This is a genomic window from Yoonia maritima (assembly GCF_002933395.1).
GTDB classification, from domain to species: Bacteria; Pseudomonadota; Alphaproteobacteria; order Rhodobacterales; family Rhodobacteraceae; genus Yoonia; species Yoonia maritima_A.
In genome coordinates this window covers 206,088-232,342 of record NZ_PKFN01000008.1, presented here as the reverse complement: position 1 = coordinate 232,342, position 26,255 = coordinate 206,088, and the positions used below count along the sequence as shown (strand labels likewise).

Below are 26,255 nucleotides of genomic sequence, written 5' to 3'. Positions count from 1 at the left end.
GCTATTTGGTGAATTTGACCGTCGCAGTGGCATCAAGTGCAGATGCAAGCGCTGCAAAGCGTGCTTCGGCGACTTCGCCGTAAAGCGGGCGGGCGTGTTCGGTTAGGATAAGCGTCAGCTCTCTGGTCTTTGCTTTCCACTTAAGCGTTCCGGGGGGTTCATCTGGGGATAACCATAGCATTGCCCCAAGACGAAGCGCCTTACCAAGCACCTCGGCCTCTTTTATTTGTGGGGGTTCCAACATTTCAAAAAGCGGCGCAAAGCGGGTTTTGTCTGTCTTGTTCGTGTAGCGGTTCATCAGCGCGAGGCCCAACAGCACGCGCTCATAGTGCTTAAGCCCACCAAGATTGGCACGGGTGGCGTTATCAAACGTAACTTCGGCGCGGTAATCGGGGTGCGCCCGCCAGCTGACATCATGCAGCAAGCACGCGGCCTTTATGATCCGCTTGCGTTGCCAATTGGCGCGGGGGAACAATGGTTTTATAAAGTCATATAGCAGGCGACCAAAGCCGGGCATGCGCGCATCTTTAGCCTCGGCAAAGCGGCAAGCCTCGACCAGTGGATCACGGTCACGCAGTTCACGCGGCATTTGTTCGAACAGCATGCCTTCGCGGATACCATAAGACGAAATTGCAACGTCTTTGGGCTTAAAGGTGCGCATCAGTTCTTTTAAAACAATCGATGCCAGCGGCACGAGCGACATCCGGCTATCCGATATATTGCAGCGGCCGCGTAAGTCTTGCAGGTCTGATTTGCTAATATAATCGGCTGTCTTACTGATTTGGCGCGACGACATGCGGTATTCATGCAAAACGGTTAGCGGATAGTTGCGGCGTTCCATATCAATGCGTGCGATTGCCCGCCAAGACCCGCCCACAAGGAATAACCGCATACCGGTTTCATTGCCCATCTCGTCGTGTAAACGTGTCATCGTTTCGCGGACATAGGCCTTAACCGCCTTTTTGCCGCCCTTGATTTCACGTAGCTTAAGCGGGCCAAGGGCAGAGGTCACGCGTTGCCCAACACGCCCTTCGGCAAGGTCTGCGAGTTCCATTGACGATCCGCCAATATCACAAACCAACCCATAGCTACCCGGCCAACCAAGCAACACACCTTGGGCCGAAAGCCGAGCCTCTTCTTTGCCGTCGATGATCCACAGTTTTACACCGGTTTCTTTTAGAATCTCGTCGCGAAAATCTTGGCCGTCACTGGCTTCGCGGACAGCGGCCGTCGCGACCGCCGTCAGGGGCAGGATACCCATACCTTCGGCCAGCGCAGCAAAGCGACGGATTGCGGAAAGCGCGCGTTTGCGGCCTTCGGGGTTCAAGTGGCCGGTTTCAGATAGGCCAGCACCCAAGGCGCACATGATCTTTTCGTTATAGAAATAGGCGGGTGACCGCGCTGCCCCGTCAAACACAACCAATCGGACAGAGTTTGAACCAACGTCAATGACACCAACGCGACTAAGGTTTTTTGCCGCTGCATCTTCGAACAGTGGTCGCCCAAAGGGACCCCAATCAATGGTGTCCGGATCTGGTTGTGTTGTCATGTGATCCCCGCATCTTCCCTTTTCAGGTATCGGTCAATCGTCGGTATGCGTCAACCTCGGGACATCAGATGCCCCTGCTGAACCACGACCAGACAAAGAGGGATTTTCCATGAAGAAACGGTGGCAATTAAAGGCGAACGCGCCTTCGGGTATGATTGCGCGGCTAAAACTGCCGTCCGCTGCCATAACCCAACTTTGCGCGACGTCAGCCATATTCGCAGCCATGACCTGACTGACAATTTGCGCCTTGACGGTAGCATTCTTAATTTCGACGAGTGTTTCAACACGTCGGTTCAGGTTGCGTCCCATCCAATCGGCAGAGCTGATATAGACCTTCGCTTTTTTGGACGGCAGGTCAGACCCATTACCGAAACACACGATCCGCGAGTGTTCCAAGAAACGCCCGACGATAGATTTAACCCTGATGTTTTCGGACAGTCCTTTGACCCCGGGCCGAAGGCCGCAGATGCCACGGATCACAAGGCTGATTTTTACGCCGGCCTGCGACGCCGCATAAAGCGCATCAATGACATCGGATTCGATCAAAGAGTTCATCTTTGCCCAGATCATTGCGGGTTTGCCTTCGCGCGCGTTATCTGCTTCGGCTGCGATGCGATCTAACAACGTTTGTTTCAGACTTAGCGGCGAAATCGCAAGGTTTTCAAGCGTCTCTGGCTGTGCGTATCCAGACAGGTAGTTAAAGACCTTGGTCGCGTCACGGCCCAGCTTTGCGTCGCAAGTGAACAGGCTTAGGTCTGTATATATCCGCGCTGTGATCGGGTGATAGTTGCCAGTTCCAAAGTGCGTGTATGTGACCAGTTTCTCGCCCTCGCGGCGGACGACAGTGCTGATTTTCGCATGTGTTTTATAGTTCAGGAAACCATAGACCACATGTGCGCCAGCGCGTTCCAAGCGGCGCGACTGACGGATATTGGCAGCCTCGTCAAAGCGGGCCTTTAGCTCGACCAGCGCGGTGACCGATTTCCCGTCTTCGGCGGCTTCGCACAGGGCTTCAACAATCGGGGATCGATTGGATGTTCGGTAAAGCGTTTGTTTGATCGCAACCACATCAGGGTCGCGCGCTGCCTGTTGTAGAAACCGCACCACCATATCAAATGTTTCGTATGGGTGATGCAGTAGCATGTCTTTTTGCCGGATCGCGGCGAACATATCGCCATCGTGATCTTGGACACGTTCCGGAACACGTGGGGAAAACGACGGCCACAATAGATCGGGGCGTGAATCCAGCACCAGTTCGCTAAGGTCCGCAATGCCGATCATACCATCAACTTCGACGACGGCCTCTGATGTGACATGCAGTTCGGACATGATGAGCGTTTGCAGCGCAGCGGGCGCTTCGGCAGAAATTTTAAGGCGTACAACTTCGCCGCGCCGACGGCGTTTCAGCGCAACTTCGAATTCGCGCACTAGATCTTCGGCTTCGTCTTCAACCTCAAGATCACTGTCACGCAAGACTTTAAAGGCGCAGCTGCCTTTTACTTTGTAGCCCGGGAAAAGCTGCCCAATGTGTAACAAAAGCAATTCTTCCAACGGTAAAAACCGATTCCCCTGATCTGTGGGAAGCGCGATGAAACGGTCGATCTGTGCAGGGACAGGCAGTAGTGCGCGCAAACTGCGTTTATCGCTGCTGCGCTCAAGTTGCAGGGCAAGCGCAAACCCTTCGTTCGGAATGAATGGGAACGGGTGCGCTGGGTCAATCGCGAGCGGTGAAAGAACCGGGAATACTTGTTCAAGAAACACATTTTCGAGGTAGGCGATGTCGCCGGTGCTTAGATCATTCCGGGTGAGCAGGTGAATGTCCTGCGTTGCCATCTCGGCTTGTAGGACAGTGAAGACTGTTTGCTGACTGGCCATCAGGCGGCGTGCGTCCGCGTCGATCAACAGCAATTGTTCTGCGGGCGTTAACCCGTCAAGGCCGGGTGTCACATTCCCGGCGTTTGCCAGTTCACGTAGCCCAGCAACACGAACACTAAAAAATTCATCCAAGTTGGCGGCGGAAATTGATAAGAACCGCAACCGTTCAAGTAATGGAACGCGCGTGTTTTCGGCCTCTTCTAAGACGCGCCAGTTGAACCCAAGCCAGCTCAGCTCGCGGTTCACAAAACGCGCAGGCGTCGCCAGATCAATGTCGAGTTCGGTCGGGGTCGGAAACGCCCCTTCAAGAAAGTTTGTTGTGTTCATAATTGCCTTATGTGCCGCAACTATTGCGACTTTGTGACAATTATCGCGATACTGGCACTAGTTGTCCAGCAAGTCGGCAGCCAGTGCTTTGTTGATCTTACGACCAGTCGTAAGCGCAGCATCATCAAGTTGGTTCACAATGTCTGCGGCGGCGGCAAATGACCGTTCAATCCGCGTCATCAAATATTGTACGAGCGCAGGTTTCGGCATCATCTGGCGATCTGAAAAGAGTTTCATGATTAACGCTGATAAAAGCGCGTCATCGGGGTTGTCGATTTGTGTCACCGTGGTGGCCTGCATGCGACTGGCCAGATCAGGTAACGCAATTGACCAACGGGTGGGGGCCGTTTGCGCGGTCATCAACAACGTTCCGCCAGTGTTGCGTAGGTGGTTATGAAGATGAAACATGGCCTCTTCTGACGCTTGGGGCAAATTTTCCATGTCTTCGACAATCACGAATTTAGCATCAGTTTGAAAGTCAGGCGCAAGCGATCCGGCATCGACTGTCAACGCATCCGTTTGAATCTGAAAAATCCGGGCGAGGTGGCTTTTGCCGCATCCTTTGGGGCCCGCGACGACCAGCTTGCGATCAGGCCACGACTGCGGGGCGGTGAGCATTGCGAATGCTTGTGCGTTTGCACCTGATACGAAAAAATCGTTCGGCCCCAGCGCAACACCTGTTGGCCAGTTGAATGTAAGTTGATCAGCCATGATTATTCGTCCGTTGAGAGACCGCGATAAAGGCGCCCGTCTTTGTAGTGTTCTATCGCATAACGGGTCAGTACGCCAATGACGGCGGCGACCGGCACCGCGACCAGCATGCCAACAAACCCAAACAATGATCCAAAAACTGACAGCGCAAATAGTAGCCAGACCGGATGCAACCCAACCGAGCCCCCAACCAGCTTGGGCGTGAGAATATTGCCCTCAAGGAATTGCCCTAAGAAGAAGATACCAGCGACAATACCAATCCGTAACCAGTTGGTTGTTTGGGTGACGGTTTCGCCATCGACAACTTCGGTACCGCCCCAAAACTGGAACAGCGCCAGCCCGAGGGCCAGTACACCACCCACCAATGCGCCGACATAAGGAATGAATGTCACTAGCCCGGCGATAAACCCGACAATTAGTCCAAATTTGAGGCCTGCAATCATTAAGGCGACCGCGTAATAAGTGCCCAAGACTAAACATACGGTGCCTTGACCGCGAATGAATGATGCCAATGTACTGTCGATCTGACGCGCAAGCATGCGCACCGTTTCAACGTGATCACGTGGCAAAAGATCATCAATACGGGCGGTCATCTTGTCCCAATCAAGCAACAGATAGAATGCGACGACAGGCACGATCACGAGCAGAACGACAACATTTAGCAATCCGATGGCAGAACTAAGCAAGCCATTTAGCAACTCTCCACCCTTTGATTGGATGGCTTCGCCAATCGCTAACAACTGTTTGTGTACGGTGCTTTCGGAATCGACAAGCGACGGAAACCGTTCGGTCAGCGCCGACCGCAGTCGGTCAAATAGTTGCGGTGCAGTGTCGATGAGCTGTGTCGTCTGCGAGATCAATGTTGGGATCACGAGCAGGATCAATAGGATAAACAGCACCACAGCGATCAGCGCGATGATCGTGACCGAAGCGGTTCGGCTGAAACCCGCAGTTTCAAGCCGATCAGCAATGGGATCAAAGCAATATGCAATCGCGCCGCCCAATACAAAAGGAAGGATCACATCACCCAAAAACCAGAGCACGACGAGCATTAAAACTGTCACGATTCCCCAGTATTTTGCTTGTTGTTGAACTGGCAGTGCCATCTCTTACCCCTTGTTACTCGTCCAAATAGATGCGGTATGGCGCAGTCCTGTGCAAGGGTAGCAGGCAAATTATCAGGCGATTACTGGCCATTTGGGCACATGTCTGCGCTTGCGAGGGCCGCGTGCGCGGATTACACCCGTCCTAACCGAATTTCCAAGAAGGTCGATCCGATGCGCATGAGCCGCTATTTCCTCCCTGTTCTCAAAGAAACGCCTCGCGAGGCGCAGATCGTCAGTCACCGCTATATGTTACAAGCTGGCATGATCAAACAATCCAGCGCGGGCATCTACTCGTGGTTGCCGCTTGGTTTCAAAGTGCTGCGCAAGATCGAAAACATCGTGCACGAAGAACAGGCGCGCGCGGGCCACATTGCAATCCAGATGCCAACGATCCAGTCGGCGGACCTGTGGCGCGAAAGTGGTCGCTATGATGCCTACGGCGAAGAAATGCTGCGGATCAAAGACCGCGGCGGTCGCGAACTGCTGTTCACGCCAACAGCCGAGGAACTGGTCACTGACATTTTCCGTTCGCATGTCACCAGCTACAAAGACTTGCCACTGACGCTTTATCAAATCCAGTGGAAATTCCGTGACGAAGTCCGTCCGCGGTTTGGTGTGATGCGTGGCCGCGAGTTTTACATGAAAGACGGCTATAATTTCGATCTGACCAAAGAGGACGCGCTGCACGCGTATAACCGCCACTTGGTAAGCTATCTGCGCACATACGAACGCCTTGGGCTTCAGGCGATCCCAATGCGCGCCGACGGTGGCCCGATTGGTGGTGATTATACGCATGAATTCCTTGTTCTTGCCGAAACTGGCGAATCCGAAGTGTTCTTTGATAGCGAAATCACGGACCTGAAATTCGGTGACCGCGAGATCGACTATGATTCACGTGAACAATGTGAAGCCGTGTTGGAAGAATTCACCAGCCGCTACGCTCGGACGGATGAAACCCACGATGAAGCGATCTTTGCTGACGTTCCAGAAGACCGCAAGCGGACCGCGCGTGGGATCGAAGTTGGCCAAATTTTCTACTTTGGCACCAAATATTCCGAAGCAATGGGCGCGCTGGTTGACGATGGCAAAGGCGGCAAAGTTCCGGTCCACATGGGGTCGCACGGTATTGGTGTGTCCCGTCTGCTAGGCGCGATCATCGAGGCGAGCCATGATGACAAGGGCATCATCTGGCCAGAAGGGGTCACCCCATTCCACGTTGGCATCCTGAATATGCGTTCAGGTGATGAGGCTTGCGACGCAGCCTGCGAGGACCTGTACAAACAGTTCACCGCTGCCGGTCTAGAGCCGCTTTATGATGACCGTGATGAACGGGCAGGGGCCAAATTTGGGGCAATGGACATGATTGGTTTACCTTGGCGGATCACTATCGGCCCGCGTGGCATCAAAAACGGTGTCGTCGAAGTCACTTGCCGTCGTACAGGTGAGGCCACAGAGATGCCAGCAGCAGAGGCCATCGCGAAGATCACCAAGATCTACGAAGGCATCGCATAAGTGAACACAGCACTTTGATGTGATGGAATGGGCGCGGTCCTTGCGGATCAGCGCCCATTTTTTCAAGATACGTTAACGGGTCGCGAAATCTCTGTTATGCTGCCCGAAAAGAATATGTGTTGAGGCAGCAGATGACACAGACTGATTTGACGGGATGCCGGAAATGATCCGGGTGCTTTGCCTTGCTGGCGGGATTGCAGGGGCTGCCGGTCTGTCCCAATTCCCAGAATTTTCGCAGCAATATCTTCAGCGCCTTGGCGGTCAGGTCGATGAGCTGTCACGTCAAGTGAAAGAGTTTGACGCGACCGCACTGCAAGATGGCTTAGGCCGCGAAGAAATGTTGGAAGCAATGGCGGCGGTTCCCCTCATGCAAGGCCAAGAGGCCATGTGGCGGCGCACCATAGCGCGACATGCCCGTCTAAGTGAAAACCTGATGGTATTGCGAGACGCGTCGCCAATTGAGCGGATGCTTATGCCGCATCGGATGGCTGATACCGACACGTTCCAAGCCGTCTGGCAGGATTTTACCCCTGCTGTACCTGTGAGCACTGCGGGTGCTGCTGCTGCGGGAACGGGGTTTGTTGGTGGCTGGGTCATTTTTGGCGCAGTATTGGGTATGCTCACTATGCCGTTTCGCCGTGCTCGGCCTAAACGGAAACCGGCAAGACCAACGGCTGCGTTAGGTGTTAAGGCCGATCCTCCGGTCCGTAAGCCGGAGCCACATGTTGAACAACAAAGCCATATTCGGCCACTTGCAGGAGCAAAGCGATGACCAAAGCGTTGATTACTTGGGGCGGCTGGGATGGTCATGAGCCCGATAAAGTCGCAGCGATTTTTGATACGATGCTACGTGATGCGGGGGTCGATACAGTGGTCACCAATAGTCTTGATTGCTTTGATGATGGTGATCAGTTGAAGACCTATGACCTCATCGTGCCAGTCTGGACGATGAGCGACCTATCACGTGAAGCAGCGACCAATGTGTCAGAGGCCGTTGCGCATGGCACTGGAATCGCCGGATGCCATGGCGGGATGTGCGACGCGTTTCGCGGCTCTCCGCTATGGCAGTTCATTACTGGCGCAAACTGGGTCGCGCATCCCGGAGGCGATGGTGTTAAACACCGGGTCACAATCACTTCGGATGATCCGCTGGTTGCTGGCATTGATGATTTCGACGTCGAAACAGAACAATACTATCTGCACGTCGATCCGGCCAACAACGTATTAGCAACAAGCTGTACGGATGTGGTGACATGGTATCACAGCCCGAATGGCGCGGTCGAAATGCCTGTGGCATGGACACGGGCCTGGGGGTTGGGACGGGTTTACTACAACTCGTTAGGGCATCAGGCGAATGTGATCGCTGGCGGCCCCGCGCACGAGATGCTACGTCGCGGTTTGTTGTGGGCCGCCCAAAGCAAAGCGGCAGCGGCCGGGCAGGACATTACACAGTTCCACAGTCCCGGAAACCATTGGTAATAGAAAAAGAGATTTCATGACGTCTACTCGCCCATTTGCCAAATTCGAATGGATGATCGCTTGGCGATACATTCGTGCCAAACGTGCCGAAGGCGGCATCAGCGTGATGACTTGGATCAGTCTGATAGGGGTCACTTTGGCCGTTTTCGCCTTGATTGCAACGCTTGCAGTCCGGTCGGGATTTCGCGCTGAATTCGTTGATACGATCGCGGGTGCCTATGCGCATGTTACCGTGCAGCAGCCGGGTGGGACCATCGACGATTACGAAGCCGTCTCGGCGCGTATCCTTGAGCAGGACCATGTCACAGACGTGTTTCCATTGGTGCGTGGTCAGGCGATGGCGAATGCATCTGGGCGGCTGGGGCTGGCAGATATCTATGGGATCAGGCTTGAAGACCTGAAAGTATCGGACGCCATCATTGAAAGCGACCGTAGCTACGGCAACATTGATGACCTGCCCAATGGCATCGCGCTTGGCTCTGAACTGGCCGCGAACCTTGGGGTGACCATCGGGGACCGGATTGAGATCACGACACGTTCTGGCGCGGCGACGCCCATGGGGCAATCCACACGGCGTAACGCCTATGATGTCGTCTATATCTTCTCGACCGGGCGCTATCAGATTGATGAAGTACGTGCCTATCTGCCGCTGGATGTCGCGCAATTCATTTTTAATCGCGATGGCGTCGCGGATGAGCTTGCGGTTCAGCTAGACGACATCACTTTGTCTGAAGGGCTAAAGCAATCTATCGCAGATGCTGCAGGTGCAGGGACTTGGGCGTATAGCTGGGAAGATAGGGTGCGCCGCTATCTGCGCGCGCTGACCATCGAGGACAACGTGATGTTCATCATCCTGTCGATCCTTGTGCTAGTGGCGTCGATGAACATCATTAGCGGTTTAATCATGCTGGTCAAAAACAAAGGGCGCGATGTCGGCATCTTGCGGACTATGGGGCTGACCGAAGGGTCGATCATGCGTGTGTTCTTTATCTGTGGTGCCGGTATCGGGACCATTGGAACGCTTTGCGGTGTCGTGCTTGGGTGCCTGTTTGCGATCTACATCGACCAGATTTTCAGCTTTGTGAACTTTGTCTCGGGCGGTGGGGTTTGGGATCCTTCGATCCGTGGAATCTATGCTGTGCCTGCTGAACTCCACCTATCTGACGTTCTAAAATCTGTGTCGCTGTCGCTGGGGCTGTCTTGGATTATCACTATTTTCCCGGCGCGCCGTGCCGCCCGGATGAACCCTGTCGAGGCGCTGCGCTATGAATGATTTCACCCTTGAGGTCGCAGAGCTGACCAAAACCTACAACGCCGGAAAACCGAACGAAGTCCGTGTGCTGCAAGGTGTTTCGCTATCCGTGAAGCCGGGCGAGGTCGTTGGATTGGTCGCGCCGTCGGGTGCGGGCAAGTCAACGCTGCTGCATATTGCCGGGCTGTTGGATACGCCTGAGGCAGGGACGGTGGCGATTGGCGGGACGGATATGACCAATCTGTCGGATCGCAAACGGACAGCTGTGCGCCGCGATACGGTTGGATTTATCTATCAATTCCACCACTTGCTGCCAGAGTTTACCGCGCTTGAAAATATCGTGCTGCCACAGTTAGCAAATGGGGTAACTGAAAGGGCCGCGCATGCGCGGGCGATGGATTTGCTGGGGCAGGTTGGTATCGCAGAGCGGGCGTCGCATCGTCCGGCGGCGCTATCGGGTGGGGAACAGCAGCGGGTGGCGTTCTGCCGGTCGCTGGCGAATGAACCCGCGCTTTTGCTAGCGGATGAGCCGACAGGGAACCTTGACCCCGATACATCGGACCAAGTGTTTGACGCGCTGATGACGTTGGTGCGTGACACGGGGCTGGCGGCGGTTATTGCGACACATAACCTTGAACTTGCTGCGCGGATGGACCGACAGGTGCGTCTCAGCGGTGGGGTGCTTGAGATGATCTAGATCAAAGTCTGCATCGCCTGCTCTGCTATCGTGAGTAAAACGAGGGAGACAGTGATGCGCTATTTTTTGATCTTTGCAGGGCTAGTGTTAGCTGCTTGTGTCGAGGAACCTGAAACCGGGGCTCAGATCTACGCCAGCGAATGCGCTGGCTGTCACGGCGCGGATGCACGTGGGGATGGATCGTATGCGCGCGGGCTGGATACTGTGCCGCCGGACCTGACGACAATCGCGTCGCGCAATGGCGGGGTGTTTCCACGTGACCAAGTGATGAGCACCATCGACGGGCTGCAACGCGATGCGCACTTTAGCGTGGCGATGCCGGAGTTCGGCGCAGGTGATCTGGGCGAAACGGTGATTGTTGAAAACAACGGGCTGGGAACACCTGTGCCGACCAAGCTGCTGCTGCTGACCGATTACATTGAGCTGCTACAGCGCGAAGAATAAGGCTGCTTTTGTCAGCGTGCGGTGGGTTGAAACCCACCCTACGGGGCGGGGTGGCGAATCATAGGTTAACGCCCTTGTTTTAAGGGTTTGGGGCTGCCGGCATCACGTCGGATTTGCGTCGGCAAAGCGTCGGACATCTGTGTGGCGTTGATCGGGTTAAAGGCGCGTGCGGTGGAGTGGTTTCACCTGATCCACGTCCGGCCCGGCATCGCCTGGCAGCGCCCGGACCGGGGCTCCGCCCGTTTTCACCTGAATTGATCCACTGGATCAATTCCAAGACGGTTCAAACCCTCCCCCATGGGGAGGGCGCTACAGCACCCACCCCGAGGTCCAAGCGATGCCCAGTGTTGGCAAGTATGCATACGTCCCCATCAGGTAGAGATAGTATACCTATTCGTCAGTATCTGGAGCAGGTAACGCTTCATGTTCTGGTGGAGGTGGAATTTGATCATATTGATCAGACTTTGATCTGGTCAACTGAACGATCTCAGAATAGCGCTCTGAAAGTGGTTTGAGATCGCCGCCAAATTTCTTAAGCGTATCGCCCACATCTGAAATACCCGCCAAGACAACATCAAGTTTGCCTTTGTCTTGGTGAACTTCGCGTTCTACGGCTGCGATACGGTTTAATAGTCGCCTCTTATGTGGATCATCAAAGACCATGGACGCAAAAATTATTTTCCTAAGCTGACTACTAAGATGGAGTACACGCTCCTTTTCATCACTTTCGAGTTCAAAGGTGGGACTTAAATCATCCACGTCATAGTTCGCTGAACTAGTTTCGGAAAGTTCACCAAATTTTTGATGTAAAAAGACTGAGCGGCCAAGTCGGCCGGCAAATTTCACTTGATCATATTCAGAAGTAGGAACACCCGATTTCACTAATGCGATGAAGTTTATCGGGAGTTTTTGGTTTAGAACGTTGGTAAGAAATACGACGGCATCACAGTCTGCGGGATCCCATGGAGGTTCACTGTTTGCATGGTACTCGTGGTTGACGGCGTGCTCAATATAGCCATCGAGCATTTCCTGAGCTTGAATTAACTTTTCGTCTTCCAAAAGTGACCTCCAAAAATTTTAAACATCCAACTCCTCCACGAACTGCGCGTTTTCTTGAATATACTGGAACCGCAGTTCTGGTTTCTTACCCATCAGGCGCTCGACCAGATCGGCTGTATCGCCGGGTTCGTCGTCGTGGACGGTGACGCGGATGAGTTTGCGGGTGGCCGGGTCCATCGTGGTCTCTTTGAGGTCTTTTGCGTCCATCTCGCCTAGACCCTTAAACCGCTGCACGTCGATCTTGCCTTTGCCGCCGAGGCCCTTTTCCATCATCGCGTCTTTTTCGGCGTCGTCTGCCACATAGACGCGCCGCGCGCCTTGGGTCAGGCGGTAGAGCGGTGGGCAGGCCAGATAAAGGTGCCCTTGGTCTATCAGCGGCCGCATTTGGGTAAAGAAGAACGTCATCAACAGCGCCGCGATATGCGCCCCGTCGACGTCCGCATCGGTCATGATGATGATCTTGTCGTAACGCAGGTCATCAACGTTGAATTTCGTGCCCATGCCAACGCCCAACGCCTCGCAGAGGTCGTTGATTTCTTGGTTGGTTGTCAGCTTGTTCGACGCCGCGCCCAAGACGTTCAGGATTTTACCTTTGAGCGGCAGCAGCGCTTGGGTTTTGCGTTCACGCGCCCCTTTGCCTGAACCACCAGCCGAGTCACCCTCGACGATGAACAGCTCAGTCCCGACCCTGTCTTTGGATGTGCAGTCGGTCAGTTTACCCGGCAGGCGCAGCTTCTTGGTCGCTGATTTGCGCGAAGTTTCTTTTTCTTGTTTGCGGCGAAGACGTTCTTCGGCACGCAGCACAAGGAAATCAAGGATTGCACCTGCGGATTTGGTATCCGCCGCGAGCCAGTTGTCAAAGTGGTCACGCACGGCGGCATCCACCATTCGCTGGGCGTCTGTTGTGGCCAGACGGTCCTTTGTCTGCCCGACGAATTCCGGTTCGCGGATAAAGCAGGACACAAGTGCGCCGGCACCTGTGGTCAGGTCTTCGCGCGTGATTGTCCCGGCCTTTTTGTTGCCGACCAGATCACCGTAGGCTTTGATCCCCTTGAGGATCGCGGACCAGAACCCGGCCTCGTGCGTGCCGCCTTCGGGGGTTGGGACGGTGTTACAGTAGGACTGAATGAAACCGTCGCGGGCAGGGGTCCAGTTGATCGCCCATTCGACCTTGCCGGGGACGTTGAATTTGTCTTGGAAGGACACGGTGCCCGCAAAGGGTTTTTCAGAGTAGGTCGTCGCGCCTGACATGGTTTCGGTCAGGTAGTCGGCCAAGCCGCCCGGGAATTTGAATGTGGCCTCTAGCGGGGTGTCGCCATCGTTGATTGCTGTTTTCCAGCGGATTTCAACGCCTGAAAATAGGTAGGCCTTTGACCGGGCCATTTTGAACAGCGTCTTGGGTTTGAGCGTCAGCTTACCGAAGATTTCTTCGTCAGGGTGGAACGTCACCGCGGTGCCGCGCCGATTTGGTGCTGCGCCGATTTTCGCGAGCGGCGCTTGTGGCACCCCGCGCGAGAATTCCATCATGAAGAGTTCTTTGTTGCGCGCGACCTCGACACGCAGATGATCCGACAGCGCGTTCACGACCGACGATCCAACCCCGTGCAAACCACCCGACGTTTGGTAACTATCACCCGAGAATTTCCCACCTGCGTTCAATGTACAAAAGATGATCTCGAGCGCGGATTTGTCGGGGTTCTTGGGGTGTGGGTCAGTTGGAATGCCTCGCCCGTTATCGCGCACAGTGACATGGCCGTTTTCGTGTAGCTCGACCTCGATCCATGTGGCGTGCCCGGCGACAGCTTCATCCATGGAGTTGTCGATGATTTCGGCGACCATGTGGTGCAGCGCGCGTTCGTCCTTACCCCCGATATACATACCCGGGCGTAGGCGCACGTGCTCCATATCCTCGAGCACTTCGATAGAGGATGCATTGTAGTCGTCAGGGGAAGCGCCCCCAGAAAGAAGATCATCGGCCATGGTACTGCTCATTCTTTTGGTTTGGGCCAATATGGCAGCCTGTCGCGGATGGAGCAATCACGGAATGTGCGTAGGCGTGACCTAGGCCAAGAAAACGGCGCAATCGTATTGTGTTTCTGGCTGGTCTTCTCAGACGGCTTGAACGATGGGCTCCGAAGTCTGGTATTTGCTACGTGCGGCGATCAAGGCTGCGGCCTCATAGCCTTTTACAACCGGGCGCGCCGTTTTCATGGTGCTGGTATTTAAGTCATTTAGTTCAGGGAATATTGTATGCAGTTCCTCTAAGTTTTCGGCATCCAGTGCGCGTTTGCCTGTTTCACCTAGAAATAGCGTTTCCGTGGCGACGCCATCCGCCCAGACGACTTCGTGGTGGTCAAAAAGCAGGTGTATGTACTCGACTTCGCCCCCGCGTCGCACTGTGATGGTGTCGTCATTCACGAGATGTTTAGCGGGAACCAAGACTTCGCTTGTTCCAAACAATAATTCGGCCTCTGGACCTTGCAGCAGAATACGGTGCTGTGGACTGACCTCGAGATCTACGATTGCGTTAAGTGTTCCAGCTTTGATTTTAATGGGCGCGAGGCGACCGACTGCGGCGTAAGTACGTCGGCCGATCCACCTGACCGTCTGGATACCATGATCCATCGTCATTACTTGATCGCCTTCTGCGATGTGTTCGATCATTCGTGGGCCACCTGGGCAGGAAATGCATGTACCGCGTGTAAAGCAAAGCGGGTCGCTATCGGCCCGATCAGCGGCCATGCTATAACCCTGACCTGCGTTATTATTCGCGTATATCGGAGATACCAATTCAAGAGATCGAATAGCCTGCGCATTGATCGCCTCTTGGTCTGCGTTTTCTACGGTTTCTGGAACCCAATATGAGTTTCCGTTCACGTCCTGCATGACGTTCGCAGTGATTGTCGCAGTTGTTCCATCTTTGTACGTGATGACGGCATCAAACTGCATGATGGCGTCAAATGTCTGGGCTGGACCGCCATCAATGCTAAATTGGTCATTGGAAGCATTATTGTCTATATCATAGGAGTTTGCAGATCCGCCGCCAAATCCATTTCCTGCCGGATCAAAGTTACGAATATCGCGAAATAAAGGGTTATCTGATGAACCATAGGTCCCCAAGGAATTAGTAACTGCAGACTGTTGCAACGTGGTGTTCCCTTCTTGAGGGTCCCAGATCGGAAGTTGCCCTAAAGAAAAAACTTTGAACGACGTCGGCATTGGTAGTGATCTCGCTTGCTAATATTCCGCAGTGCGCGGGGGAGTTATGATTTGTAAAAAGAGGGTTCTTGCAACCCGTTCTTCTACGCGCTCCCACTATCCACGAGGGGCATTCAAAATAGTTTCATCTCACTTAAATATTTTTGGAGGCCGCGGCTTTTGAGAGGCTGACCGTTGTGGTCTGCCAAAACTACGCTACGGTGGGCAAAAAAACGGAGGCAAACCATGCGCATCTTTTTCACAGGCGGCAGCGGCAAGGCTGGCAAACATGCGATTACTTATTTGCAAGGACAGGGCCATACGGTCGTCAATGCGGATATGACCCCATCGGGGTTGGATGTGTCCGAACTACTGATTGATCTCACGGACGCCGGCCAAGTGATTGGAGCGATGTCACAATTTACTGATTTTCACGAGTTGGACGCTGGAACTGGCGTGCCGAAATACGATGCGGTTGTGCATTTCGCGGCTGTGCCGCGCGTGATGATTGGTACCGATGGCGAATGCTTTCGCCAGAATACCATCACCACCTACAATGTGATCGAAGCTGCGGTGAAGCTGGGTATCCCCAAGGTGATTTTCGCAAGCTCCGAAACCACATATGCCGTTTGTTTCGCGGATGGAGAGCTGAAACCCGATTACGTCCCAATCGACGAAGATCACCCCACCGTGCCGCACGATAGCTATGCCATGTCCAAGGTCTGTAACGAGATGACGGCCAAGTCGTTTCAGGCACGTTCAGGCATCGACATCTATGGGCTGCGGATCAACAACGTGATCGAGCCGCATGAATACGCAACGAACTTCCCCGCCTTTATGGAGGACGCGAGCCTACGCCGTCGCAACATCTTTGCCTATATCGACGCGCGCGATCTGGGGCATATGGTTGATTGTTGCCTGAAAACCGACGGTCTGGGCTATGAGGTGTTCAACGTCGCCAACGACGACATGTCAGTTGGGATCACATCCGACGAAGTCATCGCTCAGTTCTATACAGGTGTGCCGGTCAAACGCAAAATGCGGCCGGACGAGACGTTTTATGCGAATGATAAGGCCAAAGCGATGGTAGGGTTCGCGCCCAAACATTCTTGGCGGGATGTGTTGGGCTAGGCGCCTTCAATGCAGGCAAATCTCAACGAATACGACTTCAATAGGGTTATTGAAATGAGACAACGTACTGCTTCATGCGCCTGTGGTACTTTGACTGCTGTTGCGACAGGTGACCCGTTGCGTGTCGCAACATGTCATTGTAACGACTGTCGGACCCGGACTGGTAGTGCGTTTTCTTGGAATGCGCGCTTTGCGGCAGAGGCTGTTAACCTGAGCGGAGAAAGCCGCAGTTTTGTTCGCACTGGTGACGAGGGTAGTAAGATTACTTATCATTTTTGCCCGAATTGTGGTGTGACTGTTTGGTACGAAAATGATCAGACAGATGGCATCGCCATTCCCGTGGGAGCCTTTGCACCCGGTGATTTGCCGGTGCCGCAAGTGTCCGTATACGACAATCGCAAGCCCGATTGGATCGATTTGACTGCACATGACATGCAGATTTGGAATTAGCGTGTTGGTTGGTTGTTAAGCATGAAAACCTCTGAGCCAGAAGAAAATACAATATGCTATTTCAGATATCTTGCAGGGTGAATTTGAAGTATCGGGTGTGTCGTTTTTTACATCACTCTGAAAGCGGTCAATGCGACGCCAGCTTTGTCGCTGTATGGATAAATAAGGTTAAATAAATAATGTATATCTTGGCTTTGTATGGGGAAATGGGGACGAATATCCGCAGGATATTTCATGCTGTAGTTTTGACTAGTGGGTTATCCTTGTATTTTTCGTTGAGTTCGTCTTTTGACGTAATTATCTGTATTTTAACACTTACAATCTACGTGGCGCTCGCTCGATACACTGTAAAAAACAAGTGTGTGGTCGAATTTACGCAGCCAGATCTTTCTGGTTATGCATTTCCGCCAACGCGAAAAGCCAAAACGGTACTACTGATCCTGCATTTGATCTATGTCATAGCATTCCTCATTGCGCCGCTTGTTGTCCTAACCGGAAATGACTTTGTACAAAGTTTACCTAGCGCTGAACGTATTGCGCCGTGGATGTTGATAGTTGGGTATTACACTGGAAGCATAGGTTTAATCGGAGTTTTGGTGTACGCACTTAATAGCGACAACTTGAAATGACTGTTTGCTGAATGAGACGGCAAACCGAACATTGGTTTACTTGCAGTAAAGCTTCAACTTGCCAGCACGGCTGGCATGGCCAATCAAGGCGTAGCTACCCGTTTCAGATTATCATAGTCCCATTGCTATCGGTGTCACCTCGCTCGATAAGGTGAGTGGAAAGGATGCCGAATGACACCAGCAGACCAGCCCACAGCCGTCATGGACGCCACTTGTGCGCTTTGCAGTTGGGGCGCACGTATGATCCATAGGCTCGATAAATCGGGCGAGATTAAGATTGCGCCGATCCAATCTGAAACTGGGGCGGCGTTGATGCGTGACAATGGGCTTGATCCGTTGGATCCGGATACTTGGTTGTTTATTGAAAATGGGACGGTCTGGCGCGATTTTGATGCGTTGATCCGGGTTGGGCAGCGCTCTGGAGGGTGGGGCAGAATGTTCGTGGCTTTGCGGGTGATCCCGCGCCCGATCCGCAATTGGCTATACGCCCGTGTCGCCCGCAACCGCTATGCCATGTTTGGGCGCGGCGATATATGTGCGATCCCTAATCCAGAATTTCGTGCGAGGGTGTTGTCGTGAAAATTGTCGTCCTTGGTGGTTATGGGGTGTTCGGGGCAAAGCTGGTTGATCTGCTGACCCGTGACGCTCACGAGGTCATCGTGGCAGGGCGTTCTGCGGTAAAAGCAGAGGCGTTGGCCGCTCAGTTCGGCGCTGGGCATTTGGTGGTTGATCGTTCCGGTGATCTGACGCCGCTATGGGCACTAAAGCCCGATGCCGTTGTCGATGCGGCGGGTCCGTTTCACGCCTATGGTGATGATCCGTATGGGTTTGCTAAGGCATGCATCGCGCAGGGCGTGAACTATCTTGATCTGGCGGATGATCCCGCCTTTTGTGCCGGAATTTCCACGTTGGATGAATTGGCAAAGGCAGCGGGCGTTTTCGCGTTGTCGGGCGTGTCCAGTGTGCCCGCGATTTCTTCGTCAGCCGCGGCTGAACTTATCAAAGGTGCGGAGGAAGTTGATACGATCAGCACCGCAATCCTACCGGGGAACCGCGCGCCGCGTGGGCGGTCGGTGGTGGCCAGTATTTTGCATCAATGCGGTACCGATTTTGATGTTATGATAGATGGCAGTAATGTCCCAATGCGCAGTTGGTCGCGTCCTGCGCGCTTTGACATCGGTCAGGGGATTGTGCGGTCTGGTTGGATGATCGAGGTTCCCGACCACAGGCTATTTGCACAGGCCTTTGACGCGCAATCGGTACTGTTTCGTGCTGGTTTAGAACTTGGGGTGATGAACTGGTCACTGGCGGTTCTGTCGTGGCTGCGCGGGATGTGGCGCTTTCCAATTCCGGATTGGTTGATCAGTTTCCTTTTGTGGATCGCAAAGCGGCTTTATCCGTTTGGGACCGACGTTGGCGGCATGTCGGTTGCTGTCACCGTGCGATCAACTGCGGGGTGGCAGCGGCACATCTGGCGTATGGTCGCCACGCGGTGCGAGGGGCCTTACATTCCCGCTGTCGCTACTCGTGTGGTGCTGCGTGCGACAGACATGATACCCAAAGGGGCAAGGCCAGCCGTCGCGGTCGTGTCATTGGATGCGGTATGCGATGGCATGGCAGATTTAGCGGTATCAACTGAAACGTTAACGGAACAAGTGCAGCCTTTGTTTGCCCGCCATCTTGAGGCTGCAAACGACGATCTACCAGCTGCGGTTCAAGAGCTTCACGCAATATACGGGCCGCGGCGCTGGGTTGGCCGTGGGTCGGTCACACGCGGGAAATCTACATGGGCGCGTCTTTTGGGGGCGCTATTTCGCTTTCCTGCAGAGACCGCAGATATCCCGGTGAGCGTGATGATGACGCCTTATAACGGTGGTGAACGTTGGGAGCGAAATTTTGATGGGCAAAAATTCAGATCTTATCTACGCCGACATAAGGGCAAGATGACCGAGAGGTTCGGACCATTCACATTTACGCTTGGGTTGTACGTTGACGAGGATCAACTGCATTTCCCAGTGATAGCTGGACGTGTTGGGCCGATCCCATTGCCACCGTTTGCGCTGCCCAAAAGCGTATCGCGTGAGTATGAAAAAGATGGACGCTTTCATTTTGATGTGTCGCTTATGGCCCCGTTCACGGGGGCGCCCGTTGTGCATTACCAAGGATGGTTAGAGCGCAGTGCATCGTAGGGTGGATTTTAATCCACCCAGATCAAGCTTCGGCAATTGAAATCAAAAGATTGTTGAGCGGCCACAAATTTGTGAACGTATCGGTCAGGATTTGATTTAACGGTGTGTCCGGCGTAACTGGCCGGCTGGCAACGACAGCTTTCATGCGTAAAAACGATGCTGCTGCATGATCTTTGTCATAAGGGGGCGGAACGCGTTTCAACGCCGGTTCCCGAAATGCAAAACCGGCGGTTTTAAGCCCCGTAAGAATGCCAAGCATACGGTCAGTATCAAGATCAAGCATCGTACGCCAATTGGTGATCGTGGTCTTTTCAAAGCTCATCATGCCTGCGCCTGCGGTCACATAGTCGGGGCCAACACCAAAGAAATAGACGGGGTTTTGCGGCACGCCGGATTCGATTTGCCACATCATGTGCAGGTGCGGCTTGTATGGTGTCTTGTCTTTTGAAAACCGGATATCGCGATGCGGACGAAACAGTTTTGTCTTTATCGGTGCATCCGTCAGTTTGGACAGTGGGCGGGCCACATCATCAAGTAACGCAAGCGCGGCTGGTTTGAGTCGGTCGTCGTAAGACGCCCTATTTTGCGTCCACCAATCCTTGGTGTTGTTGACTGCAAGCTGTTTATAGAATGGCTGCGCGTCGGAAAATAGTCGTTCATAGTCGCTTGCGATCGTTGTCCCCAATTTTCAGTCAACATGTCATGCGACGCCCATTGATGTCTATGGACGGGCAGCAGAATCCCCCCTAAGCCTTCGCATATGGAACGTATCGCACAATCATACCCTGAACATATCCGGGCGGTGGCCAAGCTTGGTTTGCCATTGATCCTAAGCAATGTGGCGCAGTTTGCGATCCACATGACCGATACGATTATGCTTGGTTGGTATAATGTGACCGCGCTTGCTGCATCGACCATCGCGGGTACGATGCTTTTTGTTGTGTTTATTGTCGGTGCTGGATTTGCGCAGGCGGTTACCCCCTTGGTTGCATCCGCAGCAGAAGAAGGGGATGAGACCCAAGTTCGCCGGGTGACCCGCATGGGGCTATGGCTGTCGATATTTTACGGGCTTGCGGTGACGGTCCCGTTTTTCTGGGCAAAAGATATTCTGATTGCGATTGGTCAAGATGCAGATGTGGCGCAGTTGGCCCATTATTATCTACAGATCACGATTTGGCAGATGATCCCGGCTCTGATCGTGATGACGCTAAAGTCATTTTTGTCAGCACTTGAACACATCTCGGTATTGCTGTGGGCGACGGTAGGAACTGCCGTGATGAACGCGTTCGTTAATTATGCGCTGATATTCGGCAATTGGGGCGCGCCCGAATTGGGTATTCGTGGCGCTGCGATTGCGTCCGTTACGGTGACGATTGTTTCGGTCGCTATTCTGGTGGGTTACACGTTTCGCGTCTTGCCACAATATCAACTGTTCAAGAATTTCCTGCGTAGTGACCGCGAGATTTTGAACCGCGTGTTTCGGCTTGGTTGGCCGATTGGCTTAACGTCACTGGCGGAGGGCGGATTGTTCAGTGCAAGCGCGGTCATGATGGGCTGGATCGGTGCGATTGAACTGGCGGCGCATGGTATCGCCATTCAGTTGGCAAGCCTGACCTTCATGGTACACATCGGATTTAGCCAAGCCGCGACTGTGCGGGCAGGGCGTGCTCTGGGTCGTAAAGACCCAGTATCGCTACGCCGCGGTGGCGTCACCGCGATTTGCATGTCCGGATTGTTCGCGTTGGTCACTTCAGCATTGTTTATGCTGTTCCCAGAATTTTTGGTGTCGCTGTTTGTTGATCCTGATGAACCAGCACGGTTGACGCTGGTGTCTGTCGGAGCGCAGCTGGTTGTGATTGCTGCCTTGTTTCAAATCGTCGATGCCGCACAGGTGCTTGCGCTTGGCCTATTGCGTGGCCTTCAGGACACTGCTGTCCCGATGGTCATGGCTACGATCAGCTATTGGGTGATTGGCCTACCAGCAAGCTATGTGCTGGCATTTTGGTTCGGCTATGGCGCCGCTGGGCTTTGGCTGGGGCTTGTCGTTGGATTAGCGGTCGCTTCAGTGCTGCTGATGTGGCGTTTTTGGAAGCAACTATTCAAGCAATTCTAGATCACGTAGGCGAAGGCGCGGATTTCGCATTTCGCCGAAATCATCCAGATCAATTTTGTGCGGAAACAAAGACAAATATTGCACAAGCATTTCACCGCGCAGGCCAAGCGCGAAGAATGTACCGGGGTGCATGCTTTCTATTTCGATGCCATTGACCAAAATGCTTTCCTGACGTGAAAATCCAAGTTGGAAGACATTCACTGGCTGCGCTGGGCGGAGTTCAATGAACTGGCTGCCGTCGATGAAATCGCGGACGGGAATAAAAGCGGCCCGTTTTCCGGTCAAGGTACGGACACCCGTTGCGCGGTGAAGGATATGTGCGGTCGGGCCAAGAATCAAATCTGGTGATGGGCGTGATGGGCCTAATGACTCTGCGGTTATACGTGTGAGGCAGTTGTTTTCGCTGTTGGTGTTCAGGTCATCGGGCTGAATCAGCATAGCACCGCGCCATAACAATGTTTCGAAGTTACCATTGGCAAGACGCACGCGATCACCCGGCAGCAGATCCTCGATCGTCATGGGGCCATTGCTGGTGACGACCATTGCACCCCGGCCTAACGCCCCGAATGCATTTTCAAAAGCAGGCAAAGCTGGTGCAACACGCGACATTTCGGCAATGTCCCCGTTTGGGAGAAGATAGCTGATTTCGTATTTACGTGTCGGAATATTGCTTGTCGCATATCTGCCGCGCCGCAACGCTTCGGTGTTAGACGTGCCAATTGTGGGGTCGGCCCCGTTGTTAAGGGATGGGTTCATGTGGATGCCTATCGGGGTTCGATCAAATTTTTGCACTTAAGCTGCCAATTTGATTGGAAATTTTGATTATTTGATCAAAGTCGAATGAAGACGAAATGTCAAAAAAATTGATTTTACTGGGCAGAATTTTGCCGCGTCCAACGCGAACATAGGCTAAGTTCTGCGTGCAATCATAAGTTGCCTTGGTTTTCCGCGCTGCCAAGGAAGTGCGCTATTATAATTGAGTATTGCGGTTCTTACAGCGGCTTGCCAACGTCGCGTCATCATCGTCCCTCCTGATCGGCGAGTCCCACGGATGCGACCCTATTTCCCAAGCATTAGCTGTAATTCAGGCATTTATTGGGCGTATTGATGATGTTTTAGCTTGTGATTAAAGCGTGATCGCGGCGATCAAACGTCCATAGTCGGCTTCTTTTTGGTGGACTGTGCGTCGGTAGCTATAAAACCGATCAGGATCGCTATAGGTGCAATTGTGTGTCCAGCTTGCCCGTGTAATGCCGCATTCGCGCAGCTTCATCAAACCAAATCCCGGTAGATCAAAATGAAATCGGTCACCACTTCCGGCGACAAAAAATCGATCAAGTTTTGGGTCTATCGCGGTGAACTGATCCATAAAGTCCGGTCCGACTTCATAGGCGCGTTGGCTAATGCATGGGCCGATGACTGCCGTGATATTGGGCGCTGATGCGCCAAGGGATTCCATTTTGCTGACCGTGTCTGCGAGCACACCGTTTAGCGCGCCCTTCCATCCCGCGTGGGCAGCACCGATGACGCCTGCTTGGGGATCGGCGAAAAGGACTGGTTGGCAATCTGCTGTTAAAACCGATAGTGCTACACCTTTGGTGGCGGTGACAATCGCGTCTGCTTTTGGGTGCTGATCTTGCGGACCATTGGCGATGACCGCATCGGCGGAGTGTATCTGGTGTACGCCGACTAAGTGATCGGGTGCGACGTGCATTGCCTCGGCAACGCGTGCCCGGTTGATGCTGACGATATCATGCTGGTCAGAGCTGCCGTAACCGCAGTTCAATCCTGCGAACACACCCGATGATGCGCCGCCTCGGCGCGTAAAGAACCCGTGCGTCGTGCCGTCTAGGTCGGGGCTGGTGATAATGTCGAGAGTCATGGTTCCAATCCGGGGGGCGGGGTTGCCGAAACAGGATAGATACTGATCACTTTGAAAAGGTCGCCCATTTCGGCAGGGTGGGTCAAGCGCCGATGTGCTTTGACGTGCGTTTCAAGTGCCGTACCATGTAATCGGGTCGCCAGCTTTTGTGCACGCTGCGTGATCCCCAGTCGTTCGAGGAAGACACCTTGGGGTGTTAGGCGGCTGAATTTCGCAGGGGCTGCATTGCGCGCGATTTCTGCAAAATCCACATGCGCTGTCAGATCAGCAGTGCCGGGTTCGGCTAGTGGATCGGCTTTTTTGTGGGAAGACAGTGCTTGCAACGTGTCGCCCAAAGACTGCCAATCGCCGTAATCTATAATCAATGCTGTGCCGCCGTGATCCGCGATCTTATGGCTGATATGCTGCATGACGCCGGGCAGGGCGGCGCAATGCTCTATCAGGTCGCCATCTTTGGTGTCGGCGATCCGGTGTTCCAGCATGGCCAGAGGTGCCGCCGCTGATAGGCCAAAGGTGAGGGCGCCATCACTGACGCCAACCATCCGTTCACGCCATCCCGTGCCTTCACGGACAAACTGCCGGATGGGGAGCGCGTCGAAGAATTCATTCGCTACTAGCCACAAAGGCAGATCAGGCAAGGTCGTGACATCATCATGCCAGACAGCGTTGGGAACGGCGCTGGCTTGGGCTTTGCGCAAGACCGGGGAGGCTTCGACAAAATGCACGGTCAAAGCCGCATGAAAGCCGGGAACGGATTTTGTCGCGCGCAAGATGTCGGCCATCAGCGTGCCGCGTCCGGGGCCAAGCTCAGCAAGTGCAATCTTGGTAGGCGCGCCTTGGTCGAGCCAGCTTTGGGCGAGTGAAAGCCCAATGAGTTCGCCGAACATTTGGCTGATTTCCGGCGCGGTGATGAAATCGCCTTTTGCACCCAATGGGTCGCGGGTGGCGTAGTAGCCGTAGTCGGGGTGCAGCAGGCATTCGGCCATATAGTCGCCAAGCGTGATCGGCCCTGTGCGTCCGATCCGTGCAATAAGCTGCTGCGCAAGCGGTGTCATCGGCGCCACGCGATTGCCACGACAGTCAGGCCAATGATGATCATCGGAAAGGTCAGTGTCTGTCCCATGGTCAGCCCATAGCCGTTATAGTGGAGCGCAAGCCCAAGCTCATTTCCGACACTTTGGAATTGCGCGTCTGGCTGGCGCACGAATTCAACAAGGAAGCGGGAAAAGCCATAACCGGCAAAGAATGTCCCGGTCAGCAGCCAGGGTTTCTTCAGCCCGTTAAAGCGGAAGGCGAGCAGGATCAGAAGCGTGCCGAGAAGAAGGCCTTCTAATCCGGCCTCATACAGCTGTGACGGGTGGCGTGCGCAGTCCGCCAGGAGCGTTGCACATGATTGCGCGGCTTGGCCCGGGAAAATCACGCCCCAAGGTAAATCTGTAGGCCGTCCCCAGAGTTCTGCGTTGATAAAGTTCGCGCAACGCACCAGCAGGATCGCGGGCGTTGCGGCAACTGCAATGATGTCGGCTAAGTCTGGTAGCGGTAGGTTTTTACGGCGGCTAAACAAGAAAACAGCCAGAACAACACCAAGAAATCCACCATGAAACGATAGGCCACCGTCCCAAATTCTAATGATGTCTACCGGATTGGCGAAGAATTCGGCCGGCTTGTAGATCAGAACGTAACCCAGCCGCCCTCCACCGATCACGCCAATGACGATATACGTTAGAAGATCCTCAAGCTGGTTTTCCTGCATTGGCGGACCGTTACGCCACAGCTGCGGACGGCGTAGCGCCAGTTTGATCAGCTGCCAGCCAATCGCGATTCCAACGATATAGCCCATTGCGTACCAGCGCAGCGCCAGTTCCATGCCAAATAGGTTAATCGAGATGATCTCGGGCGAAATATCGGGGAAGGGGATCGCTGCAAACATGCGCTATTCCTCTCTTGGTGCTGCGGCGAAGTCAACCAGCTACAACGCTTGTGCGCAGCGGTCCCAAGCCCCATATAGAACGTAACCGCGAACGGAGAGTGCTATGCAAAGCAAGAACAAGATTTTTGATGACCTGAGCCAGCTGATGACCAATGCCATGGGTGTTGCGCAAGGTGCCAAGGACGAAGCGTCGACAGCGATGTCTTCGATGATGGATCGCTGGTTGGCTGACCGCGATTTCGTAACGCGCGAAGAATTCGACGCGGTGCGTGCGATGGCCCAAAAGGCCCGCGAAGAAAACGAAGCGCTTGCCGCGCGTATCGCAGCACTTGAGGCGAAGTAATTTCGGAACCAAAAACGGAAAGCGGGCGTGCGCTGGCTTTCCTAGATTTTTCGTATTTGTGACCTGCCGGCGCCCAGTTTGCGTTCCAGCCTCATTGGCGGATTTTTGCTGGAATAACCCAAGTCTGCCATTTTGCGAGCATTTTTCCCCTTATTCCGATTAACTGCGAGATGTACTTAAGTTGCACAACTCGTGATGGAATTGTGGAGAGATGCTATGATTGATATTATCCTTATTGCTTCATTGTTTACGGCAATTTTGTGCGGGTCATCACAGGGTGGAACGCATCCATTTGTTGCATTGGTGAAAAAATGCCGTGCAAAAGTTGCTAGTCTTACCGTTAACGGGGTAAGTGCTTAACATCTTTGGGTTGTTTATT

25 protein-coding genes are annotated in these 26,255 nt (G+C 53.8%); 13 read left to right on the top strand and 12 right to left on the bottom strand.

What is annotated here, in order from left to right:
- Position 1: 1 nt before the first annotated feature.
- The 4 genes from CYQ09_RS07630 to CYQ09_RS07615 are packed head-to-tail and all read right to left on the bottom strand — an operon-like array spanning position 2 to position 5,568.
- Positions 2-1,549 carry a Ppx/GppA family phosphatase gene (locus CYQ09_RS07630; RefSeq protein WP_106744826.1) on the bottom strand — a complete coding sequence of 516 codons (1,548 nt, stop codon included), beginning with the start codon at positions 1,547-1,549 and terminating at the stop codon, positions 2-4.
- 33 nt (positions 1,550-1,582) lie between these two features.
- Positions 1,583-3,751: an RNA degradosome polyphosphate kinase gene (locus tag CYQ09_RS07625; protein ID WP_106744825.1), complete on the bottom strand. Its 2,169-nt coding sequence runs from the start codon at positions 3,749-3,751 to the stop codon at positions 1,583-1,585.
- A 57-nt stretch (positions 3,752-3,808) separates the two neighbouring features.
- The gene (locus CYQ09_RS07620; protein WP_106744824.1) at positions 3,809-4,462 is read right to left on the bottom strand and encodes a DnaA ATPase domain-containing protein; all 654 of its coding nucleotides are present in this window, start codon (positions 4,460-4,462) and stop codon (positions 3,809-3,811) included.
- A gap of 2 nt (positions 4,463-4,464) precedes the next feature.
- Complete coding sequence (locus CYQ09_RS07615) at positions 4,465-5,568, bottom strand: AI-2E family transporter (protein WP_106744823.1); 1,104 nt, start codon at positions 5,566-5,568, stop codon at positions 4,465-4,467.
- A 171-nt stretch (positions 5,569-5,739) separates the two neighbouring features.
- Between CYQ09_RS07615 and proS the strand changes: the two genes are divergently transcribed.
- The 6 genes from proS (at position 5,740) to CYQ09_RS07585 (ending at position 10,952) form a co-directional block, all read left to right on the top strand.
- Positions 5,740-7,080, top strand: a complete 1,341-nt coding sequence (gene proS, locus CYQ09_RS07610; RefSeq protein ID WP_106744822.1) for a proline--tRNA ligase — start codon at positions 5,740-5,742, stop codon at positions 7,078-7,080.
- A gap of 163 nt (positions 7,081-7,243) precedes the next feature.
- Positions 7,244-7,852, top strand: a complete 609-nt coding sequence (locus CYQ09_RS07605; RefSeq protein ID WP_106745452.1) for a DUF2937 family protein — start codon at positions 7,244-7,246, stop codon at positions 7,850-7,852.
- Positions 7,849-8,559, top strand: coding sequence for a ThuA domain-containing protein (locus tag CYQ09_RS07600; protein ID WP_106744821.1), 711 nt, complete (start codon positions 7,849-7,851; stop codon positions 8,557-8,559). Before CYQ09_RS07605 ends, CYQ09_RS07600 begins: the two co-directional genes overlap by 4 nt.
- A 16-nt stretch (positions 8,560-8,575) precedes the next feature.
- Positions 8,576-9,832, top strand: coding sequence for an ABC transporter permease (locus CYQ09_RS07595; protein ID WP_106744820.1), 1,257 nt, complete (start codon positions 8,576-8,578; stop codon positions 9,830-9,832).
- On the top strand, positions 9,825-10,508 hold the full coding sequence (locus CYQ09_RS07590; RefSeq protein ID WP_106744819.1) for an ABC transporter ATP-binding protein: 684 nt from the start codon (positions 9,825-9,827) through the stop codon (positions 10,506-10,508). The genes CYQ09_RS07595 and CYQ09_RS07590 overlap by 8 nt, the downstream gene beginning before the upstream one ends.
- A 54-nt stretch (positions 10,509-10,562) precedes the next feature.
- On the top strand, positions 10,563-10,952 hold the full coding sequence (locus CYQ09_RS07585) for a c-type cytochrome (RefSeq protein ID WP_106744818.1): 390 nt from the start codon (positions 10,563-10,565) through the stop codon (positions 10,950-10,952).
- 390 nt (positions 10,953-11,342) lie between these two features.
- Here the strand turns inward: CYQ09_RS07585 and CYQ09_RS07580 are convergent, their stop codons facing one another.
- The 3 genes from CYQ09_RS07580 to CYQ09_RS07570 form a co-directional block, all read right to left on the bottom strand.
- Positions 11,343-12,011 (bottom strand): hypothetical protein, encoded by a 669-nt coding sequence (locus CYQ09_RS07580; protein WP_106744817.1) that lies wholly within the window; start codon positions 12,009-12,011, stop codon positions 11,343-11,345.
- Positions 12,012-12,029: 18 nt separating this feature from the next.
- Entirely contained in the window at positions 12,030-13,991 is a 1,962-nt protein-coding gene (parE, locus tag CYQ09_RS07575; RefSeq protein ID WP_106744816.1) for a DNA topoisomerase IV subunit B, read from the bottom strand.
- A gap of 129 nt (positions 13,992-14,120) precedes the next feature.
- A complete protein-coding gene (locus tag CYQ09_RS07570) occupies positions 14,121-15,158 on the bottom strand; it encodes a Hint domain-containing protein (RefSeq protein ID WP_239495884.1) in 1,038 nt (345 codons plus the stop codon).
- A gap of 297 nt (positions 15,159-15,455) precedes the next feature.
- On the opposite strand from CYQ09_RS07570, the gene CYQ09_RS07565 reads away from it, so the two are divergent.
- The 4 genes from CYQ09_RS07565 (at position 15,456) to CYQ09_RS07545 (ending at position 19,608) form a co-directional block, all read left to right on the top strand.
- Complete coding sequence (locus CYQ09_RS07565) at positions 15,456-16,340, top strand: NAD-dependent epimerase/dehydratase family protein (RefSeq protein ID WP_106745451.1); 885 nt, start codon at positions 15,456-15,458, stop codon at positions 16,338-16,340.
- 54 nt (positions 16,341-16,394) lie between these two features.
- Positions 16,395-16,790 carry a GFA family protein gene (locus CYQ09_RS07560; RefSeq protein ID WP_106745450.1) on the top strand — a complete coding sequence of 132 codons (396 nt, stop codon included), beginning with the start codon at positions 16,395-16,397 and terminating at the stop codon, positions 16,788-16,790.
- Between the two features lie 800 nt (positions 16,791-17,590).
- Entirely contained in the window at positions 17,591-17,998 is a 408-nt protein-coding gene (locus tag CYQ09_RS07550; RefSeq protein WP_106744813.1) for a thiol-disulfide oxidoreductase DCC family protein, read from the top strand.
- Positions 17,995-19,608: an SDR family oxidoreductase gene (locus CYQ09_RS07545; protein ID WP_106744812.1), complete on the top strand. Its 1,614-nt coding sequence runs from the start codon at positions 17,995-17,997 to the stop codon at positions 19,606-19,608. Before CYQ09_RS07550 ends, CYQ09_RS07545 begins: the two co-directional genes overlap by 4 nt.
- Positions 19,609-19,630: 22 nt before the next feature.
- Here CYQ09_RS07545 and CYQ09_RS07540 read toward each other — a convergent pair whose 3' ends face one another.
- Positions 19,631-20,293, bottom strand: coding sequence for a TIGR02453 family protein (locus tag CYQ09_RS07540; protein WP_106744811.1), 663 nt, complete (start codon positions 20,291-20,293; stop codon positions 19,631-19,633).
- Positions 20,294-20,368: 75 nt separating this feature from the next.
- Here CYQ09_RS07540 and CYQ09_RS07535 point away from each other — a divergent pair, with 75 nt between their 5' ends.
- Positions 20,369-21,721, top strand: coding sequence for an MATE family efflux transporter (locus tag CYQ09_RS07535; RefSeq protein WP_106744810.1), 1,353 nt, complete (start codon positions 20,369-20,371; stop codon positions 21,719-21,721).
- On the opposite strand, the gene CYQ09_RS07530 is transcribed toward CYQ09_RS07535, so the two are convergent.
- The 4 genes from CYQ09_RS07530 to lgt form a co-directional block, all read right to left on the bottom strand.
- The gene (locus CYQ09_RS07530; RefSeq protein ID WP_106744809.1) at positions 21,704-22,477 is read right to left on the bottom strand and encodes a Hint domain-containing protein; all 774 of its coding nucleotides are present in this window, start codon (positions 22,475-22,477) and stop codon (positions 21,704-21,706) included. The two genes, CYQ09_RS07535 and CYQ09_RS07530, sit on opposite strands and share 18 nt — an antisense overlap.
- Positions 22,478-22,847: 370 nt before the next feature.
- A complete protein-coding gene (gene pgeF / locus CYQ09_RS07520) occupies positions 22,848-23,603 on the bottom strand; it encodes a peptidoglycan editing factor PgeF (RefSeq protein WP_106744807.1) in 756 nt (251 codons plus the stop codon).
- The gene (locus CYQ09_RS07515) at positions 23,600-24,658 is read right to left on the bottom strand and encodes a class I SAM-dependent methyltransferase (protein WP_106744806.1); all 1,059 of its coding nucleotides are present in this window, start codon (positions 24,656-24,658) and stop codon (positions 23,600-23,602) included. The genes pgeF and CYQ09_RS07515 overlap by 4 nt, the downstream gene beginning before the upstream one ends.
- Complete coding sequence (lgt, locus tag CYQ09_RS07510) at positions 24,655-25,533, bottom strand: prolipoprotein diacylglyceryl transferase (RefSeq protein WP_106744805.1); 879 nt, start codon at positions 25,531-25,533, stop codon at positions 24,655-24,657. Before lgt ends, CYQ09_RS07515 begins: the two co-directional genes overlap by 4 nt.
- A 103-nt stretch (positions 25,534-25,636) precedes the next feature.
- Between lgt and CYQ09_RS07505 the strand changes: the two genes are divergently transcribed.
- Complete coding sequence (locus CYQ09_RS07505) at positions 25,637-25,876, top strand: accessory factor UbiK family protein (protein WP_106355225.1); 240 nt, start codon at positions 25,637-25,639, stop codon at positions 25,874-25,876.
- 216 nt (positions 25,877-26,092) lie between these two features.
- The gene (locus tag CYQ09_RS18285; protein WP_162617596.1) at positions 26,093-26,236 is read left to right on the top strand and encodes a hypothetical protein; all 144 of its coding nucleotides are present in this window, start codon (positions 26,093-26,095) and stop codon (positions 26,234-26,236) included.
- Positions 26,237-26,255 lie beyond the last annotated feature (19 nt).